This is a genomic window from Methanomicrobium sp., assembly GCF_055145805.1.
This window is the reverse complement of the sequence record NZ_JBSREC010000134.1, coordinates 1-14425: the sequence shown is the minus strand read 5'-3', so window position 1 is coordinate 14425 and position 14425 is coordinate 1. Positions and strand designations below refer to the sequence as shown.

Genomic DNA, 14425 nt, shown 5'->3' with positions numbered 1-14425 from the left:
AAGTACTTTATTAATTCAATAATAAAAGGACAACAGCCTGTTGTATTTGGAGACTGAAATCAGACCCGTGATTTTGTATATATTAAGGATATTGTCAGTGCAAATATTAAAGCGATGGAATCGAATGCAAAAGGTGTTTTTAATGTTTCATGCAATAAAGGGACATCATTAAAAGAGCTTTTGGAAATAATGGGAGAAATTTCCGGAGAAGATGTAAGGCCCATATATTCAAACCCCCGCCAGGGAGACGTTCGTTATTCATATGCAGATTATTCAAAATTCTCAGAAGTATGCGGTTGGAAACCTGAGGTTAGTTTAAAAGACGGACTTTTAGAGACTTTTGATTTTTTTAAGAGTCTTTAATTTCTTTTTTGAATTGAAAAGTAATATTCAGAGGATTTTAAAAATCCCCCTCTAAAATGAAAGTTTTTTTTATTGTGCTGAAATTATCAGATTAATCTCTCTAATTTTTACTTTTAGCGGGTCAATAAATGATATTCCAAGCGAATCTCCAATGTGTTCATCGATATCTTCCTGATAGCACAAAACATGAACATTATTAAATTTCCTCTTTTCAATCAAAGCGAGCTTTTTATTCATATCTTTCCAGAGAGTTTTATTGATATTTAGAGGCGTTTCTTCAAAAACCGTGAAATTGATCTTTTCTTCTGTGAAATCATAATTATTTATCTGTGTTTCAAGACTAAGTGCTGAAAGCCCGTTTCCACTTGCATAATTTTTCTCTCCGGTTTTAAATCCTGTAAGAGTCATAGAAATCTCAGTGCAGTTTAAATAATTTGTACCTGTGAAATTCCCATAGGCATCCTTTTCAAAAACAGGCTCATACATGCAGTTTATATCAAACAGAGATGAAAAAAGTCCGGAACTATTTGAAGAAGTATTTAGTTTAAGTTTAACAGAGTTCATATCACTGTATAAAAGAGGGGTTTGTCTTCCGTATTCAGTTGTAAGATTTACATAACCAAACTGCCAGGAATAACCCTGATTGTGCCAGAAATTGCTTATAGGAGTATATGAGAATCTGACTGCTGAAAAATTCTTAGAAATTCCTGAACTGTTTTTAATCTGGTACAGAACAGAATCATTAAAAACCTGCAAAACTCCGCCTGATTTAATTGAGGATAAAAAAACATCTCCTCCACCAAGCTCAATATTTCTTGAAAGTCTTCCCTCTGATTTTTGCCAGACAGCGTTTTCAATATCTGATGAAAATAATAAAAATTCCCTTTCAACATTTGAAAGATGCTCAATCTCCGCCTCCTCTTTAAGCGAGGGAACATATGTTGTAAAATAAACAGATATTACAGTAACAATTACTGCAAGAATTAAAAGTCCGGCAACAACAGGAGCTACTGCACAATCATTTTTCAATTCTTAACCCTCCCAAAATAAATTACAGACTTCGAAACTACCATCTGTACATCATAGCCTCTGATATCCACTCCAGTGGATATTTTCATAGAATCTCCGGGCATGAAATTCATGGAATCAGAAACGCCGTTAATGGTGATATTATCAGAATAATAAACATTTCTGTCATCATCCTTTGAAAAAATCACCTTGATATCACGCTTTTGTACTGTATCTCCGCCTTTATGCCATAATGTCAGATTGCAGTTGTCTTCCGGATTCCCTGTTGTCATTATAGTTAAGGAAGGCTCCCTGTCCTGTGGAATGTATTGCCCTGCAGAAACTGCAAAGAGAGAGACAAGGATTAAAACAAGACTTAACATAAGCATCTCTCCAATAACAGGAGATACTCCCTCTTCGGCTCTCTTCAAAAAATTTAATTCACTGGCTCTTTTTTTCACATTAAAAACCTCCCATAAATTCATACCTGAATTATCACTGCAAACAAAACAAGCGATGCCGCCATGAAAACCATACTGTGCTTTAATCCTGCAAGGATGTTGTTTGAGCTGAGCTGTCCTGCCATAATTCCAGAAAAAAAGCCAAGAATAATTGATATATGAAACATTTCCGAGATGTTGGCGGCAAGGTTGAAATTAATGTCAAACTCCTTAAAACTCTCGACAAATGAGACGTTTAACTGGTATGCAGAATAAAGAAATATTCCATATGATAGATAAATTATTGCGACATAGATAAAAGACACACCAAATCTTTCGTTTTTCATCTTCAGGTAGTGTTCAAGGTCGCTTACTGCAATTGCAAGAATCTCTCTTAAATGATCAGTGATTTCACTTGCCTTAATCACAAGAGAAATTGCTCTTTTAACAGATACAAGGCCAATTCTTTCTTCAAGTTTGTACAATGCACCGGAAACACTTGTACCCATCTTAATCTCTTCTGATGCGATTTTAACTTCTGATGTTAAAACTCCTATTTTGCTTTGTGCAATAATATGAATAGCACTTTGAAGTGTCATTCCCATATCTTTCATATCAGATATTTCCCTAAGAAATCCCGGAAGCTGGGATTCAAATCTCTTAAGATACCAGTTTCTGGCTTCATATGCAAATGTTATTGGAAGCATAAATGCAATGAGCATGATACAGATAAATGCTTCAAATGAATAATCCGGAAATATTTCTGCAATAAAACCATTCATATGCAAAAGAAGCACTACACATGCAAGAAGCATTCCAAAAACAAGACCATACTGGTAGTCGGATACATAGTATCTAAGTGGATTTCTCAAAATTGATTTTATTTTAATAGCCTGCTTTTTAGCCTGAAGATTTTTTAGAAATTTATCATCAATAATTTCAGGATTGTCTTTTTCTATATTGGTATCTGTGTATTCTGCCTGTGCAACCTCTTTTTTGCTGACAGACAGGCTGTCGGGCGGCATCATGATGTATAAAAGAAAGATCATGGCAGTAGCGCCAATAGGAAGGCCGATATACATAAGAGGCTCTAAAAGATCTATTGTTGACTGTCCGGAGAGATTTTGTGCAACAATCATAATCATTATTGCAATAGGACCTGCAACAAATGCGGTTACATAAATCTCCGCCATAATCTCCATTGTTTTTAATGTGTTTTCAAGTTCCTGCATTGCAGTTTCGCGGAAATGTGCAGATTTTGAGGCAAAAAAGTCTGTCATACTGCCGCCTGTCTTAAAAACCATTGCCAAATCGTTTAAAAGTTCTGAAAAATTAGGAGATGGTGTATATTCCTGTAAGTTTCTCATAGCTGTCAGAAGGTCATCGCCGAAATATTCAACATCCCTTACTATCATACCACACTCCTCTGAAACCTCACCATAGAGATCTTTGTTCTCAGCAACACTCTTAAAAATGGAAAAGAGTGTCATTGTTGTGGAAAGAGCCTGCATGTATGTTATTGCATATGGAAGTTCAAGCTCAATTTTGGTCTTTCTTCCTGTTGCAATAGTCTGCGGATACATATATGAAAAGAGGAATATCCCAACGACAAGAACAAAGAATAAAAGAACAGCTGTTGTCTGTGGCGGCAGAAATGATATCGGGTTTATCTCTATTTCAAGAAGTATCAAAAAATTGACAATCAGTATATAGTTCATCCCTGCAAGGACTGTTCCAAGAATTAAAATCAGAAGGTATTCTGCCGCAGGTATTGGAATGTGGGCTGCCTTAAGAGATTTTTGAAACTCCTCTGTGTTTAAGGAGGATATAAGAAAATTATTCTGTAAATTCATATCTGCCGCTCTTTGAAAATTCGTCAAACACTTTTGTTATCTCATCCGAATTTCGGATATTATGCCTCAAAAGACCCTCAAGAATCTCTTTTCTGATTTCCACCTGTCTTAGGGTTTCATCAATACTCCAGCCATGACTATATGCAATCTCATTTATTATTCTTGATTCTTTGGCAACTCTTCTGAAATTGTCCTTTGCAGGATTCCATTTATAAAGCACATTATAAGTGATCTGATCTTTTTCTGCCACAACCTCATCTATTGTTATACAACGCCTGACCATTCTTCCGCCGATATACTGGAGCTGCTGAATTATCATAAGATCAAGGGCACCAAACATTGCGACAGGTACATTAATCGGGTTTGTTGTCAATCGGTTAATTGCCTGTTCAACACCTCCTGCATGCAAAGTTGAGTATGTAGTATGTCCTGTGTTCATTGCCTGAAAAAGAGTCTGGGCTTCAGCGCCTCTTACTTCTCCGACAATTATATATTCAGGTCTTTGCCTGAGCGCTGTTTTTAAAAGCGAGAACATATCGACATTTCCCTTTCCTGATTCTGAGGCGCTCTCACGTGTCTTCATCGGAAGCCAGTTTTTATGTGGCATCTGAATCTCACGGGTATCTTCAATTGAAACAATTTTTGCAAACTGCGGGATAAAAAGTGAAAATGCGTTCATCATTGAAGTTTTTCCTGATGCGGTTCCCCCAACAACAATTGCGCTTTTTCTGTTTTCAACACAAAGCCATATGAATGCTAAAATTTCCGCATCATACGTCCCGTAGTCAATTAAGTCAACAGGCGTCATAGGATCTGCCTTAAATTTTCTTATTGTAAATGAACTTCCTTTAGAGGAGACAACATCAGTATATGTAATCTGTGCACGTGCCCCTTCAGGAAGGGCAGCGTCAACCAGTGGAGCTGTTAATGAAAGCTGTTTATCGGCTTTTTGTGCAATTTTAAGGACAAATTTATTCAGTTCATTTGCGTCAAATAAAATATTTACAGGCAGATTCGAGTATTTCCTGTGGAAGATGAAGACAGGAATGTCAGGGCCGTTGCATGTTATATCCTCAATTCCCTCATCATGCATCAGGGGATCAAGCTTTCCGTAACCCTGAAAGTTTCTCTCCAGATAATAACATATTATTCCTGTTCTTTCCGGAGTAATTTCCGGATCGAGATTTTTTATTATGCGAAGAATCATCTCAGAATCAAATTTAAGCTCTTCTTTTTGAAGATTTCGGTCATAAAGGATTGCGGATCTAAGCTGTGCATCAGTTTCTTCAAGAATTAAATGTTCTTTTTCAGATATTTTTGGTTCAAATACAAGGTATTTTCTGTTTTTGTCTTTGTCATTTATAATAACTGCATAAGAGTGAGGAGGTTTTAGCCAGTAGCGGTCAAGTATCTCATCATCTGTTTCTCCTTTGAAGTCTTTTATATCAGGAACGGGGGGATAATCAACTATATGGGGTTTTAATTCTGTATCAATTGTCTGGTTTTTTGGATTTAAAACCGATGTAATTTCACTTATTGATTCAAGGTAATTTTTAAGAACTGATTTTTTTATATTAGATGTATCGTTTTCAATATCCTTTTTTTTCGTATCGCTTATATCAGATAATTCTCTTTTATTACCGGATTTCAAAATGAAATTTTTATAACTGACTGCCTTTTTTAACCGGTTTGTTTTTTTGTTTTTTAATTCATTATCATCCTTTTCTTTACCTGAAAATAATTTACTCCGCAAATCATTTGCAGACTTGAATAATTCATTTGTTTTTTTGTTATTAGTGTCTGAAACAGGCTTTTTTTGATATTCCCTTAAATTTTCACTCTCAATAGAAGTTTTAATTAGAGATTCATCTAAAAGTTCAGCTGATTCAAATTCAAAGTCATATTCAAAGTCAGAATTATCACTTTTATCTTTTGGTTCTGAAATTCTTGTGCATGATTCTGATTCAGTATCTTTTTTAGAATCAGGTTTTAATTCCGGTTTTTTTTCTCTTTCAGATGCTAAAATTATATCAGACATCTAAATCTTTCACCACCATTCCTCTTCAGGAGGTGCTGTGTTTTTAGCATTTGATGATTCTTCACTTTTCCCTAGTTCAGAAAATTTAACCGATGCTGCAGAATCAACAGGAATTGCGTCCGGATTTTCAGGTACTGTTCCTGAAAAGATTTTAAGATCAGTATCAAGACCGCTTCCGTAGAGATCAATTCTGAATTCTCCGGTTTCATAGATAAATATATTTTGTTCATCGGTAGATGGAAATTGTCTGCTAAATCCGCCTTCTTTTAAGAGTTCTCCTGTCAGGTTGTCTGAAACTCTTATATTTAGAAATGAATAGAAAGGCACTTCGGTTGGAACACCTGTAAATGTGTGAACACCTGAACTGTATTTCGGACTGCTTCCTCCTCCTGTTGAGGATTTCCCTGTTGTCACTTTAACATTTGAAATTTTGAAATTAACTACCAAAGGCCCTTTTCCAACATTAACAACTACACTTAACGGAGTGTATTTCATGTCTTTTATTTTATTTTCATAAAGAAGTTTATAAAAATCCAGGGAAAGACTATAATCAGCTGATGTTGTGTTAAACTCAGGTGGTGAAAAATATGGATCGTTTGGAGTATAGTTGTCAACAACCCGTACTTTGTCATCAGCGCTTTTGTCAACCGGCATTGTAAATATGTTTGAAGACTGATCTGCAGTCTGATATATTGTTGGATCACTTATTTCAGGAGTGTTTGCATCAGGTACCGGAGATGGAATTTGTGTTGGAATTGTTGTTTTTATAATATTTTCATCTGGCAGAAAAGTATCATCATTATTGTCATTTGAAAATATTTTTATTACATATAATGCACTGACAGCAGCGACCAGCACGAGAGTTGCAGCAATTGCTATAATCATTATTTTTGTGAGCTGACTGGTATCAAGTGTTTTTCCTTCCATTTTTTCTAAACCTTTGTTTTAGTTATATTTTTCATCCGCATTCTCATGAATAATGATTAACTAATTTGAATTGTAAATAATAATATCTTTACTATTAGATAATACCGGAATGAATTTTTTTACATTCTTCGTTAATTATTTGCAGAATGTATGTTATCATTGAAAATTTCATCCGGTTTTATGAAGGCGTTCATGATTTTTTATTGCGAAGTCTGATTGTTTTTTAATCAGATCAAATCATTCTACAAATATATTTACTTTATGTTAATTTATATTTACCAATTGTATTGTTGTTTTTGGTTTTTTAAGTGCATGTTGTGAATACTGATTTCAGTTGAGTAATAACTTTTTTAATTTAAGTATTACACAATCAACAATTAATATTTTTTTATATGTTGCAATAAAGTATAATTATGTTTGATGAATGATTTGCGATGTAAGTTACTTCGTAACTTACATGAAACTGTTGCATAAAATGATAATTTCATGAACGTTTTTCTGAAGAAAAACAGATTTAAAAAAGAGATTATTCTATTGCACCCTCTATTGCCAGTTTTCCATAATAATCATAAGGTATAAATCCAACATCCCAGTTATTTGTAGATTCAAGGTAAAGGTAATTTTCACCTTTAAATTCAATCAGTGCGCAGTTCCCGCACACAGGATTGATAACATCCTTTACTGCCACTGCGACATGTCCCTCATTTTTGTTCTCTCCAACCCCCAAAAGACCAAAAGTTATGACATCATAATCCATCTGATCAAGTATTGCCGCAAGAAGGATTGCTGTATCTTCACAGTCTCCTGTGCCGTCAATTAATGTTTCAACAGGATAGCGCCAGTATTCTCCAGAATTTTTTGTCTCTTTATCACTGGCATACACAATGCAGTTTTGAACAAATGATGCCGCGTTCATTGCGTTTTCATATTTCCCATATCCGTATTTTTCTCCTGAACTGTGTATTTTTTCAGCAATCTGTTCTACTGCCTCCTGATTGTGTGTATTGTATATATATTCTGAAAAATTTCTGCTTAAATGATCAGCTTTTTGAGACTGATAATATGAATTTTTAGAGATATTTGCAGTTATTGAAAACTGTCGGGGTGATTCTGCATTTGACCATAAAAATTTGTCACTTCTTCCATCAAATTCCCAGGAGAAGGTTTTTTTATAATATCCCGATTTAATGTTTTCTTCAGATGTATAATCCGAAAAACCTGCATATGTGCTGATTTTACTTCCAAGATCAAGTGCTGCCTCTGCGGTTTCGTCACCCACACCAAACAAAAAAATGACTGTTGTGGCTATCAAAACTAAGAAAACTGCACCAATAGTAATTATATTCTTTGTTTTTTTGTTTTTCAAAAGTTTATCTGATGAATAAGCAAATCTCCTGAATTCTTCATAACTGCCGTTAAAAAAAATATATTCTTTGCCTTTGATGCCAATGTGTCTGACTAAATTTTTGTTCTCTTTTTTCCCATTTATGAAAAGATCCTCTGAATCTTTGATTTTAGTAAAATCGATATCGTAAATACTGAAAGGAAAATTTTCTCTTTTATACGGAATGAGTGAATCTTTGACATCAACAAATTCTTCTCCATTAATTATGACATGCTGAAAATCCCCTGAAATTGTCTCTATTTCACCGGTTTTTTTTATTAGTCCTTTTTATTTTTTCATTATATGCAATGAAAAAATGATCTTTTTTTCTGTCTTTTTTTGTCATTAATTCTCCTTTCAATCAAATTTTTGGCACAAATAAAATATTTATGTTTTATAACAAATTAATTTACATCATTTATATATTTCATCATGGTTCGTAAAACTACACAGGATTAGAATTATTTTTTTAAATTATATAAGCATTATTTCATATCAAAAAAAAATCTATTTTAATTTAGTAATATTTTTATTATATTATGTAATAATTTTTACATTAATTTATTACAGGAGGTATTATAATTACGACATCGTGTTTTGTTTTGAACAAATACATGCCAGATTTCGCTTCAGGTGATAAACAGGAGATTAAAATGAACAAATATATAAGACTGATAACAGGCATCTTTCTTTTATGCCTGATGACTGCACCGGTTTTTGCCGAAACAACTGATGATTACCGTTTTTATGAACTTGGAGAGCGTTCTGCCGCACTTGCAATGGAAAAACTGGATTTTGAGTACGGTGATTCTGATGTTGCCTGCTTTACAGATGCAGGACGGGTTTTGATTAACGGGCATACAACACAAAAAGCAATTTCAGGGATAACACATGTTTCTGGTCTTCAGAACTCTGATGACACACTTTTTCAGATAAACCGGGCCGACTCAAAGCAGCTATGGTTTTATTTCTATAATAAAAATACGGGAAAAGGCCTCTATCTTGAGCCTGCAGAAAGATATTATTCAATGACAAAGGGAGAAATCATAAACCTGGCTGAAGAAGGTGCATTTTCAAAAGTAGCTTTAGTTACAGGTGATATTGATAAAATGCTTGCCAACACGGAGGATGGGGATGCAACACAAAAGGCGCTTGGAGAAAATGCCTTCTCACTTCTTTCACTATCAAATGCATGGGCGCATGGTGCACCATATGATCTTATGTATGCGGCATCTCTTCACAATCATTTCTGCCCCGGTGTTTCAAGCGGATACATTCTTGTAAAATATGTAGAGGAAAATCTGCCGCTTACCAAAGATACATCATATGTTGCCGTGTCAGCGCCGACATGGTGCAAGGAGGATATATTCCCAACAATCTGGGATATGACTCCGGGAAAGGGCGGAGTTTTAAATTCAGTTGCCTTCACATCTGATGACCAGGCATATCTGACGGAAAAATATGGCACAAGGCCGGCAGGAATCTTTGTTCTCTGGAATGAAAAAACCAAAACAGGAACAGGAACGGCTCTTGGATTTAACTTTGACTCTTCTGTTTGGACAGGGCCTTCCTGGGGTGAAAAAGTCTCAAAAACTGTTGATATGGTAGAAAATCTGGACAACTATGATAAATATGTAACAGTTATGAACAAATTTTTATTAGATGAAAAGATGCTTGCTGAACTTAAAAACCCCCAGAACAATCCTTATGCTGTATGCGGGATGATGTAAACTCTTAATCTCTAAATAAGCAGGTAAATGTTTTGCATAAAACCCGGAAAAATATTTTATTTTTCCCGGCTGACAGTATATTCAGATAATTTTGGGGAGGAGAAATTTTTTGATTAAATCAGGAAATAAAAATGAAGCAGTTTCACCGGTTGTAGGCGTTATGCTGATGCTAACTCTTGTAATTATCCTTGCCGCTGTTATCTCAGGTTTTGCCGGCGGAATTGCAGGAAGCTCCGGCGGAAGTACTGATATTCAGATAACCGCACAGACTAATATTGTCAATACAGGCGAATCTGCGGGCAGCAAATTTGAGATTGATATTCTCTCTGTAAGCAGCCCTGTGAGCACAAAGGATCTTAAGCTTAAGACTTCCTGGAAAACCTATGATACGGACGGAAAGATGATATCGAATGATACAGCTGTATCTCCCGGTTCTGATAACTTTTTAACCAAAGGAGGCGGTGTTTCCCCTCTTGGAAGCGGGCCTGGCCTTTCTGAATGGAACAGAACAACTGATCCACTCCCTGATGACATATACTTTGGAAAGTACGCACTTGTGGCAGGAACCAAAATGGCTGCATATCCGGCAGAAAATTATGGCGAATCTGATTACAGGAGTTCAGGAGAAGATTCCATTCAGGCGGTATTGGGACATGACTGGGACAATCTCAGGTCAGGAGATGTCGTGTCTGTAATGCTGATACATGTTCCTTCAGGGCGCATAATATATGATGACGAAATCTATGTAAACGGATAGCACGGGTAGCAAAAAACTGTGAAAACCAGAATATTTTACCCTGAAAATCAAATTCTAATTTTCATGAAACAGTGCATGAAAATTTGTTTCATGAACGTTTTTAAAAAAAACTTTAGTTTAAAAGTTCACCGCAGAAATCCATCTCTTTTGATGCAATTTCTGAAATATTTTCCTGATTTAATTCATCAAGTGAATAATAGCTTCCCTGCGAGTGCTCTGCAATCATTTTACAGTAGCCAAGCTGCATTTTTAAGAATCCGCCTGATAAATCCTCAGTGTCTATTAATACGGTATGAATATTGTTCCTGAAAATTTCCTGTGAAACTGCCAAGAGCTCCTGTTTTATATTTCCCGAAAGAGAGGAGTTTGATCTTCCATCGGATATGCACACAAGAAATGGAATAACATCGCCGTTTTTCTTCTTCTCCTGCATTAATGCCTCCAGTCCTCTCATAAGTCCGGCGGAGAGAGGAGTCCTCCCTCCTGTTGGAAGCTCTTCTAAGCATTTCTTTGCCAGGTCAACACTTGAGCACAGCGGAAGGAGAACTTCAGCCCTGTCACCTTTAAATGCAACGAGACCTACTCTGTCGCGTTTCTGGTAGGAATTATTAAGCATTGATAAAATTGCACCTTTTGTGCTTTCCATTCTCTTCTTTGCACCCATCGAACCGCTTGCATCGACGACAAACATGCAGGCTGTTGAAATTTTTCCAGCTCTTCTTTTCTCCCTCAAATCATATTTTTTAAGTGAAACTGCAAGCCCTTCTTTCTCCCTCTGATTTTGAAACGGTGCTGCTGCCCTGATTGTTGCGTCAAACGCAATATCATTAGGCTCTTTTGAAATGTCAAATCCCCTGTAATGCCCTCTTTTATCAGACACCGCTGATTCAACCCTTTTACCGCTTGCATTCCTTCTTTTCATCCTGTCTTTGTGTATTTCATCATTAATCTTTGATATATCGGCAGGCTTTCCAACGGCATACGTGACTTCGGATGAATCCTCTTTTTCTCTGTCTTTGGAATTATCACTGTTTTTTTCAGGATCGCCTGTGGAATGAGGCTCTTCGTTTCTTTGCGGATTTTTTCTCTCTTCAGGCTGGTTTGATTGATTTTTCTCACCGGGCGACTTTTCGTTTTTGTTATCCGGTTCGTCTAAGATATCGTTTAGCATATCCTCATCAAGTTCAGGCTCTTCAAAAGGTTTTTTCCGCATCCTGTGGGGAAGGGCAAGCTGTATTGCTTCTTTTATATTTTCTGTTTCAACATTTTTTTGCCCCTTTAGCGCCGCAATTGTCTTTGCTGTTCTCATGACCGTAATCTCGGCGCGGTGTGTTGTAATTCCGGCATTTATGCAGACTTCTGCAATCTTTCTGATCTGTGAATCTGTAATCTCAACAAGGGGCAATATCTTTGCGGCAGCCTCTATTTTATTTCTGAGTTCATCCTGTCCGGTACAGCATTTTTTAATAAATTCTTCAGGATTTTTCTCAAAATTTTCTGCTGTCCTTACTATTTCTATTCTTGAATCAATGTCCTTTATTCCCTCAACAGATACCTGAAGGCCGAATCTGTCCAGAAGCTGGGGGCGAAGTTCGCCTTCTTCGGGGTTCATTGTTCCGATAAGAATGAAGACTGCCGGGTGCGACAGTGAGATTCCTTCTCTTTCAATGACATTTACCCCCATTGCAGCGGAATCAAGAAGAATATCCGCGATATGATCATCAAGCAGATTAATCTCATCAACATAGAGTATTCCCCTGTTGACATCGGCAAGTATACCCGGCTCAATTACCTTTTTGCCTTCCTTTATCGCCTTTTCAATGTCAATTGTGCCGGAAAGCCTGTCTTCTGTTGCACCAAGCGGAAGGTCAACAACTCTTACCTTTCGCCTGTATGATTTTGGCTTTTCAGATTTTTCCCGGCAGAAGTAGCACATCTCCTTTTCATTGTCGGGGTTGCAGTTGAACGGACAGTTGACCGATACATTAATCTCCGGCAGAACTTCAGCAAGTGCACGAACGGCTGTTGATTTGGCTGTTCCCTTATCGCCTCTTATTAATACTCCGCCGATTCTTGGATTGACGGCATTTAAGAGAAGTGCTGTTTTCATCCTTTCCTGTCCGACGATGGCTGTGAACGGTAAAATGTTTCTCCGGGATGATGATTCCATTATATTATCATATGAGGTATTGACGTATTAAGTTTTTATTTTTTATTATTACTATTATAATCTGAATTTAAAAAAAAGTATTACAATTTAGGGGCATTAGTAATATTCGTGCATTGTAATCTGGTTATGCACGGTTATGCCTGTTTGCCGCAATCTCTTTCAATGTAAAAACATCAATCGATCCGCCCTGAATGTCACCCTGCGACTCACCCCTTCTATCTTCCATGTCACCCTCAATATCCATGTAAGCCTCTTTTAGTTTTTCAATCAAATCCGGGTCTGCATCCCAGAGTTCCCGTGCATTCGCTTCCAAAAGGCGTCTTCCTATCTCTTCAAGAGCCCACGGATTTTTCTCGGAGAAGAATTTTCTGTTTTCCTCATTTAAGACAAAGGTTTCTGCGATGCTGTCAAAGATTGAGTCGTCAACTTCTCCTGTTGTCGCCTCCCACCCGTAAACATGGGTTATTCTTTTGGAAATATCCTCTGCACCCTTGTAGCCGTGCTTTTTCATGCCGTCAATCCATTTGGGATTTAACAGTTTTGTCCTTACAACTCTTCTTATTTCATCCGCAATTGTTCTGACCTCGACTGTATCGCGGCTTCTTGTATCCCCGTAATATACAGGGATTTCATTTTGGCTCACGGTTCTTGCAGCAATTGTAAGCCCGCCGTGTGCTCCGAAATAGCAGCAGCACCCAAGGAGGTCGTATTCATCTGTCATTGCGACATTAAAAGTAAGGCTTACTGATTTCAGCTGTTTTGTCATTTTCTCCTTTGCGGAAATTCCAAAATTCTCCTTTCCTTTCCCGTATGAATAGCTGTTCCATTCAAGGAATACATCGGCGATATCGGCCTCGTCCTTCCAGGCGGATGCATAAACTGCAAGGTTTACACCGTTTCCATAAGTTCCGGGCCGGTTGCCGAATATTCTGTCGCTGTTTCCTGTCTCCAGAAAATGTTTTCTCAGGTAATTTATCTCAGGGGGCTCATCAAGCTCTGATACAGCCTTTATTGCTTCATCTAAAAATTCGATGCAGTTGTAAAAATTATCCCGCATGATGCCGCCTATTTTTACTGTTATATCAATTCTTGGTCTTCCCAGGTTCTCAGAGGGAATCACCTTAAATGACTTTACCTTTCCGGACTTCCATACAGGTTCAACGCCAATCAATTTGAGCATCTGCGAGAACACCTCGCCGTCGCCCCACATGATGTCGGTTGATACCCAGTAGAATGCGATATTTTCAGGATATTTACCGTTTTCTTTAAGGTATTTTCCAAGGACCTCGTCTGCAAGCCGGTTTCCAATTCTCCATGCAGCTTTTGTCGGAACCTTGTTTGGATCGAGTGAATAGAAATTTCTTCCTGTAGGCATTATTTCGGGGTTTCCGCGGGTTATAAGGCCGGATGGCCCCGGTTCAATGTAATTTCCTTCAAAGCCGTGGAGTAAGGATCCGATTTCATCAGAGTCTTCTATCCTTTTGTTTATGGATTCAATTATTCTGACAATTTCCTCTGCATTTTCTTCCTGTTCTGGTGTGAGTTTTTTGGCAGAGGCGGATTTGATTGTTTCATAAGGGTCTGTTTGGTTAATTGCCGCGAGAATTATCTCTTTTGAAAGAATTTCCTCTTCCCTTAGCTTTTCAATATCAGATTCAGGTGAAGTATTTCCTGAAATTTCAGATGTAAAATCATTCAAAATCCCCTCATAACAAAGAACCGAGTATATCATATCGGCCCTGTCTTCACCTTCCG

Annotated in this window: 10 protein-coding genes and 1 pseudogene; 3 read left to right on the top strand and 8 right to left on the bottom strand. The window is 37.1% G+C overall.

Annotation, left to right across the window (positions count from 1 at the left end; translation table 11 throughout):
- Window positions 1-72: 72 nt before the first annotated feature.
- Window positions 73-363, top strand: a pseudogene (locus ACTB1O_RS12315) (GDP-mannose 4,6-dehydratase); the annotation flags it as partial.
- Between the two features lie 69 nt (window positions 364-432).
- Here ACTB1O_RS12315 and ACTB1O_RS12310 read toward each other — a convergent pair.
- The 6 genes from ACTB1O_RS12310 to ACTB1O_RS12285 all read right to left on the bottom strand — a co-directional run bounded on the left by ACTB1O_RS12310 (window position 433) and on the right by ACTB1O_RS12285 (window position 7941).
- On the bottom strand, window positions 433-1392 hold the full coding sequence (locus tag ACTB1O_RS12310; RefSeq protein ID WP_462995441.1) for a flagellin: 960 nt from the start codon (window positions 1390-1392) through the stop codon (window positions 433-435).
- Window positions 1389-1832 carry a type IV pilin N-terminal domain-containing protein gene (locus ACTB1O_RS12305; protein ID WP_462995440.1) on the bottom strand — a complete coding sequence of 148 codons (444 nt, stop codon included), beginning with the start codon at window positions 1830-1832 and terminating at the stop codon, window positions 1389-1391. The genes ACTB1O_RS12310 and ACTB1O_RS12305 overlap by 4 nt, the downstream gene beginning before the upstream one ends.
- Window positions 1833-1852: 20 nt before the next feature.
- On the bottom strand, window positions 1853-3664 hold the full coding sequence (locus tag ACTB1O_RS12300) for a type II secretion system F family protein (protein WP_462995439.1): 1812 nt from the start codon (window positions 3662-3664) through the stop codon (window positions 1853-1855).
- Window positions 3648-5702: a type II/IV secretion system ATPase subunit gene (locus tag ACTB1O_RS12295; RefSeq protein ID WP_462995438.1), complete on the bottom strand. Its 2055-nt coding sequence runs from the start codon at window positions 5700-5702 to the stop codon at window positions 3648-3650. Before ACTB1O_RS12295 ends, ACTB1O_RS12300 begins: the two co-directional genes overlap by 17 nt.
- Before the next feature lie 9 nt (window positions 5703-5711).
- Window positions 5712-6629: a hypothetical protein gene (locus ACTB1O_RS12290; protein WP_462995437.1), complete on the bottom strand. Its 918-nt coding sequence runs from the start codon at window positions 6627-6629 to the stop codon at window positions 5712-5714.
- 526 nt (window positions 6630-7155) lie between these two features.
- Window positions 7156-7941, bottom strand: a complete 786-nt coding sequence (locus ACTB1O_RS12285; RefSeq protein ID WP_462995436.1) for a transglutaminase-like domain-containing protein — start codon at window positions 7939-7941, stop codon at window positions 7156-7158.
- Window positions 7942-8666: 725 nt separating this feature from the next.
- On the opposite strand from ACTB1O_RS12285, the gene ACTB1O_RS12280 reads away from it, so the two are divergent.
- A complete protein-coding gene (locus ACTB1O_RS12280) occupies window positions 8667-9743 on the top strand; it encodes an FmdE family protein (RefSeq protein ID WP_462995435.1) in 1077 nt (358 codons plus the stop codon).
- A gap of 109 nt (window positions 9744-9852) precedes the next feature.
- Window positions 9853-10500 carry a type IV pilin domain-containing protein gene (locus ACTB1O_RS12275; RefSeq protein ID WP_462995434.1) on the top strand — a complete coding sequence of 216 codons (648 nt, stop codon included), beginning with the start codon at window positions 9853-9855 and terminating at the stop codon, window positions 10498-10500.
- 112 nt (window positions 10501-10612) lie between these two features.
- Here ACTB1O_RS12275 and ACTB1O_RS12270 read toward each other — a convergent pair whose 3' ends face one another.
- Together ACTB1O_RS12270 and ACTB1O_RS12265 are read right to left on the bottom strand one after the other, a co-directional pair.
- Window positions 10613-12670 carry a putative cobaltochelatase gene (locus ACTB1O_RS12270; RefSeq protein ID WP_462995433.1) on the bottom strand — a complete coding sequence of 686 codons (2058 nt, stop codon included), beginning with the start codon at window positions 12668-12670 and terminating at the stop codon, window positions 10613-10615.
- A 124-nt stretch (window positions 12671-12794) separates the two neighbouring features.
- The coding region (locus ACTB1O_RS12265) for a cobaltochelatase subunit CobN (protein ID WP_462995432.1) at window positions 12795-14425 on the bottom strand (1631 nt) is incomplete at its 5' end.

Bases quoted from the DNA above. Each gene is read 5' to 3' on its own strand.
- ACTB1O_RS12300 (WP_462995439.1), bottom strand. From the start codon at position 3,664: ATGAATTTACAGAATAATTTTCTTATATCCTCCTTAAACACAGAGGAG.
- ACTB1O_RS12280 (WP_462995435.1), top strand. From the start codon at position 8,667: ATGAACAAATATATAAGACTGATAACAGGCATCTTTCTTTTATGCCTG.
- ACTB1O_RS12270 (WP_462995433.1), bottom strand. From the start codon at position 12,670: ATGGAATCATCATCCCGGAGAAACATTTTACCGTTCACAGCCATCGTC.
- ACTB1O_RS12290 (WP_462995437.1), bottom strand. From the start codon at position 6,629: ATGGAAGGAAAAACACTTGATACCAGTCAGCTCACAAAAATAATGATT.
- ACTB1O_RS12295 (WP_462995438.1), bottom strand. From the start codon at position 5,702: ATGTCTGATATAATTTTAGCATCTGAAAGAGAAAAAAAACCGGAATTA.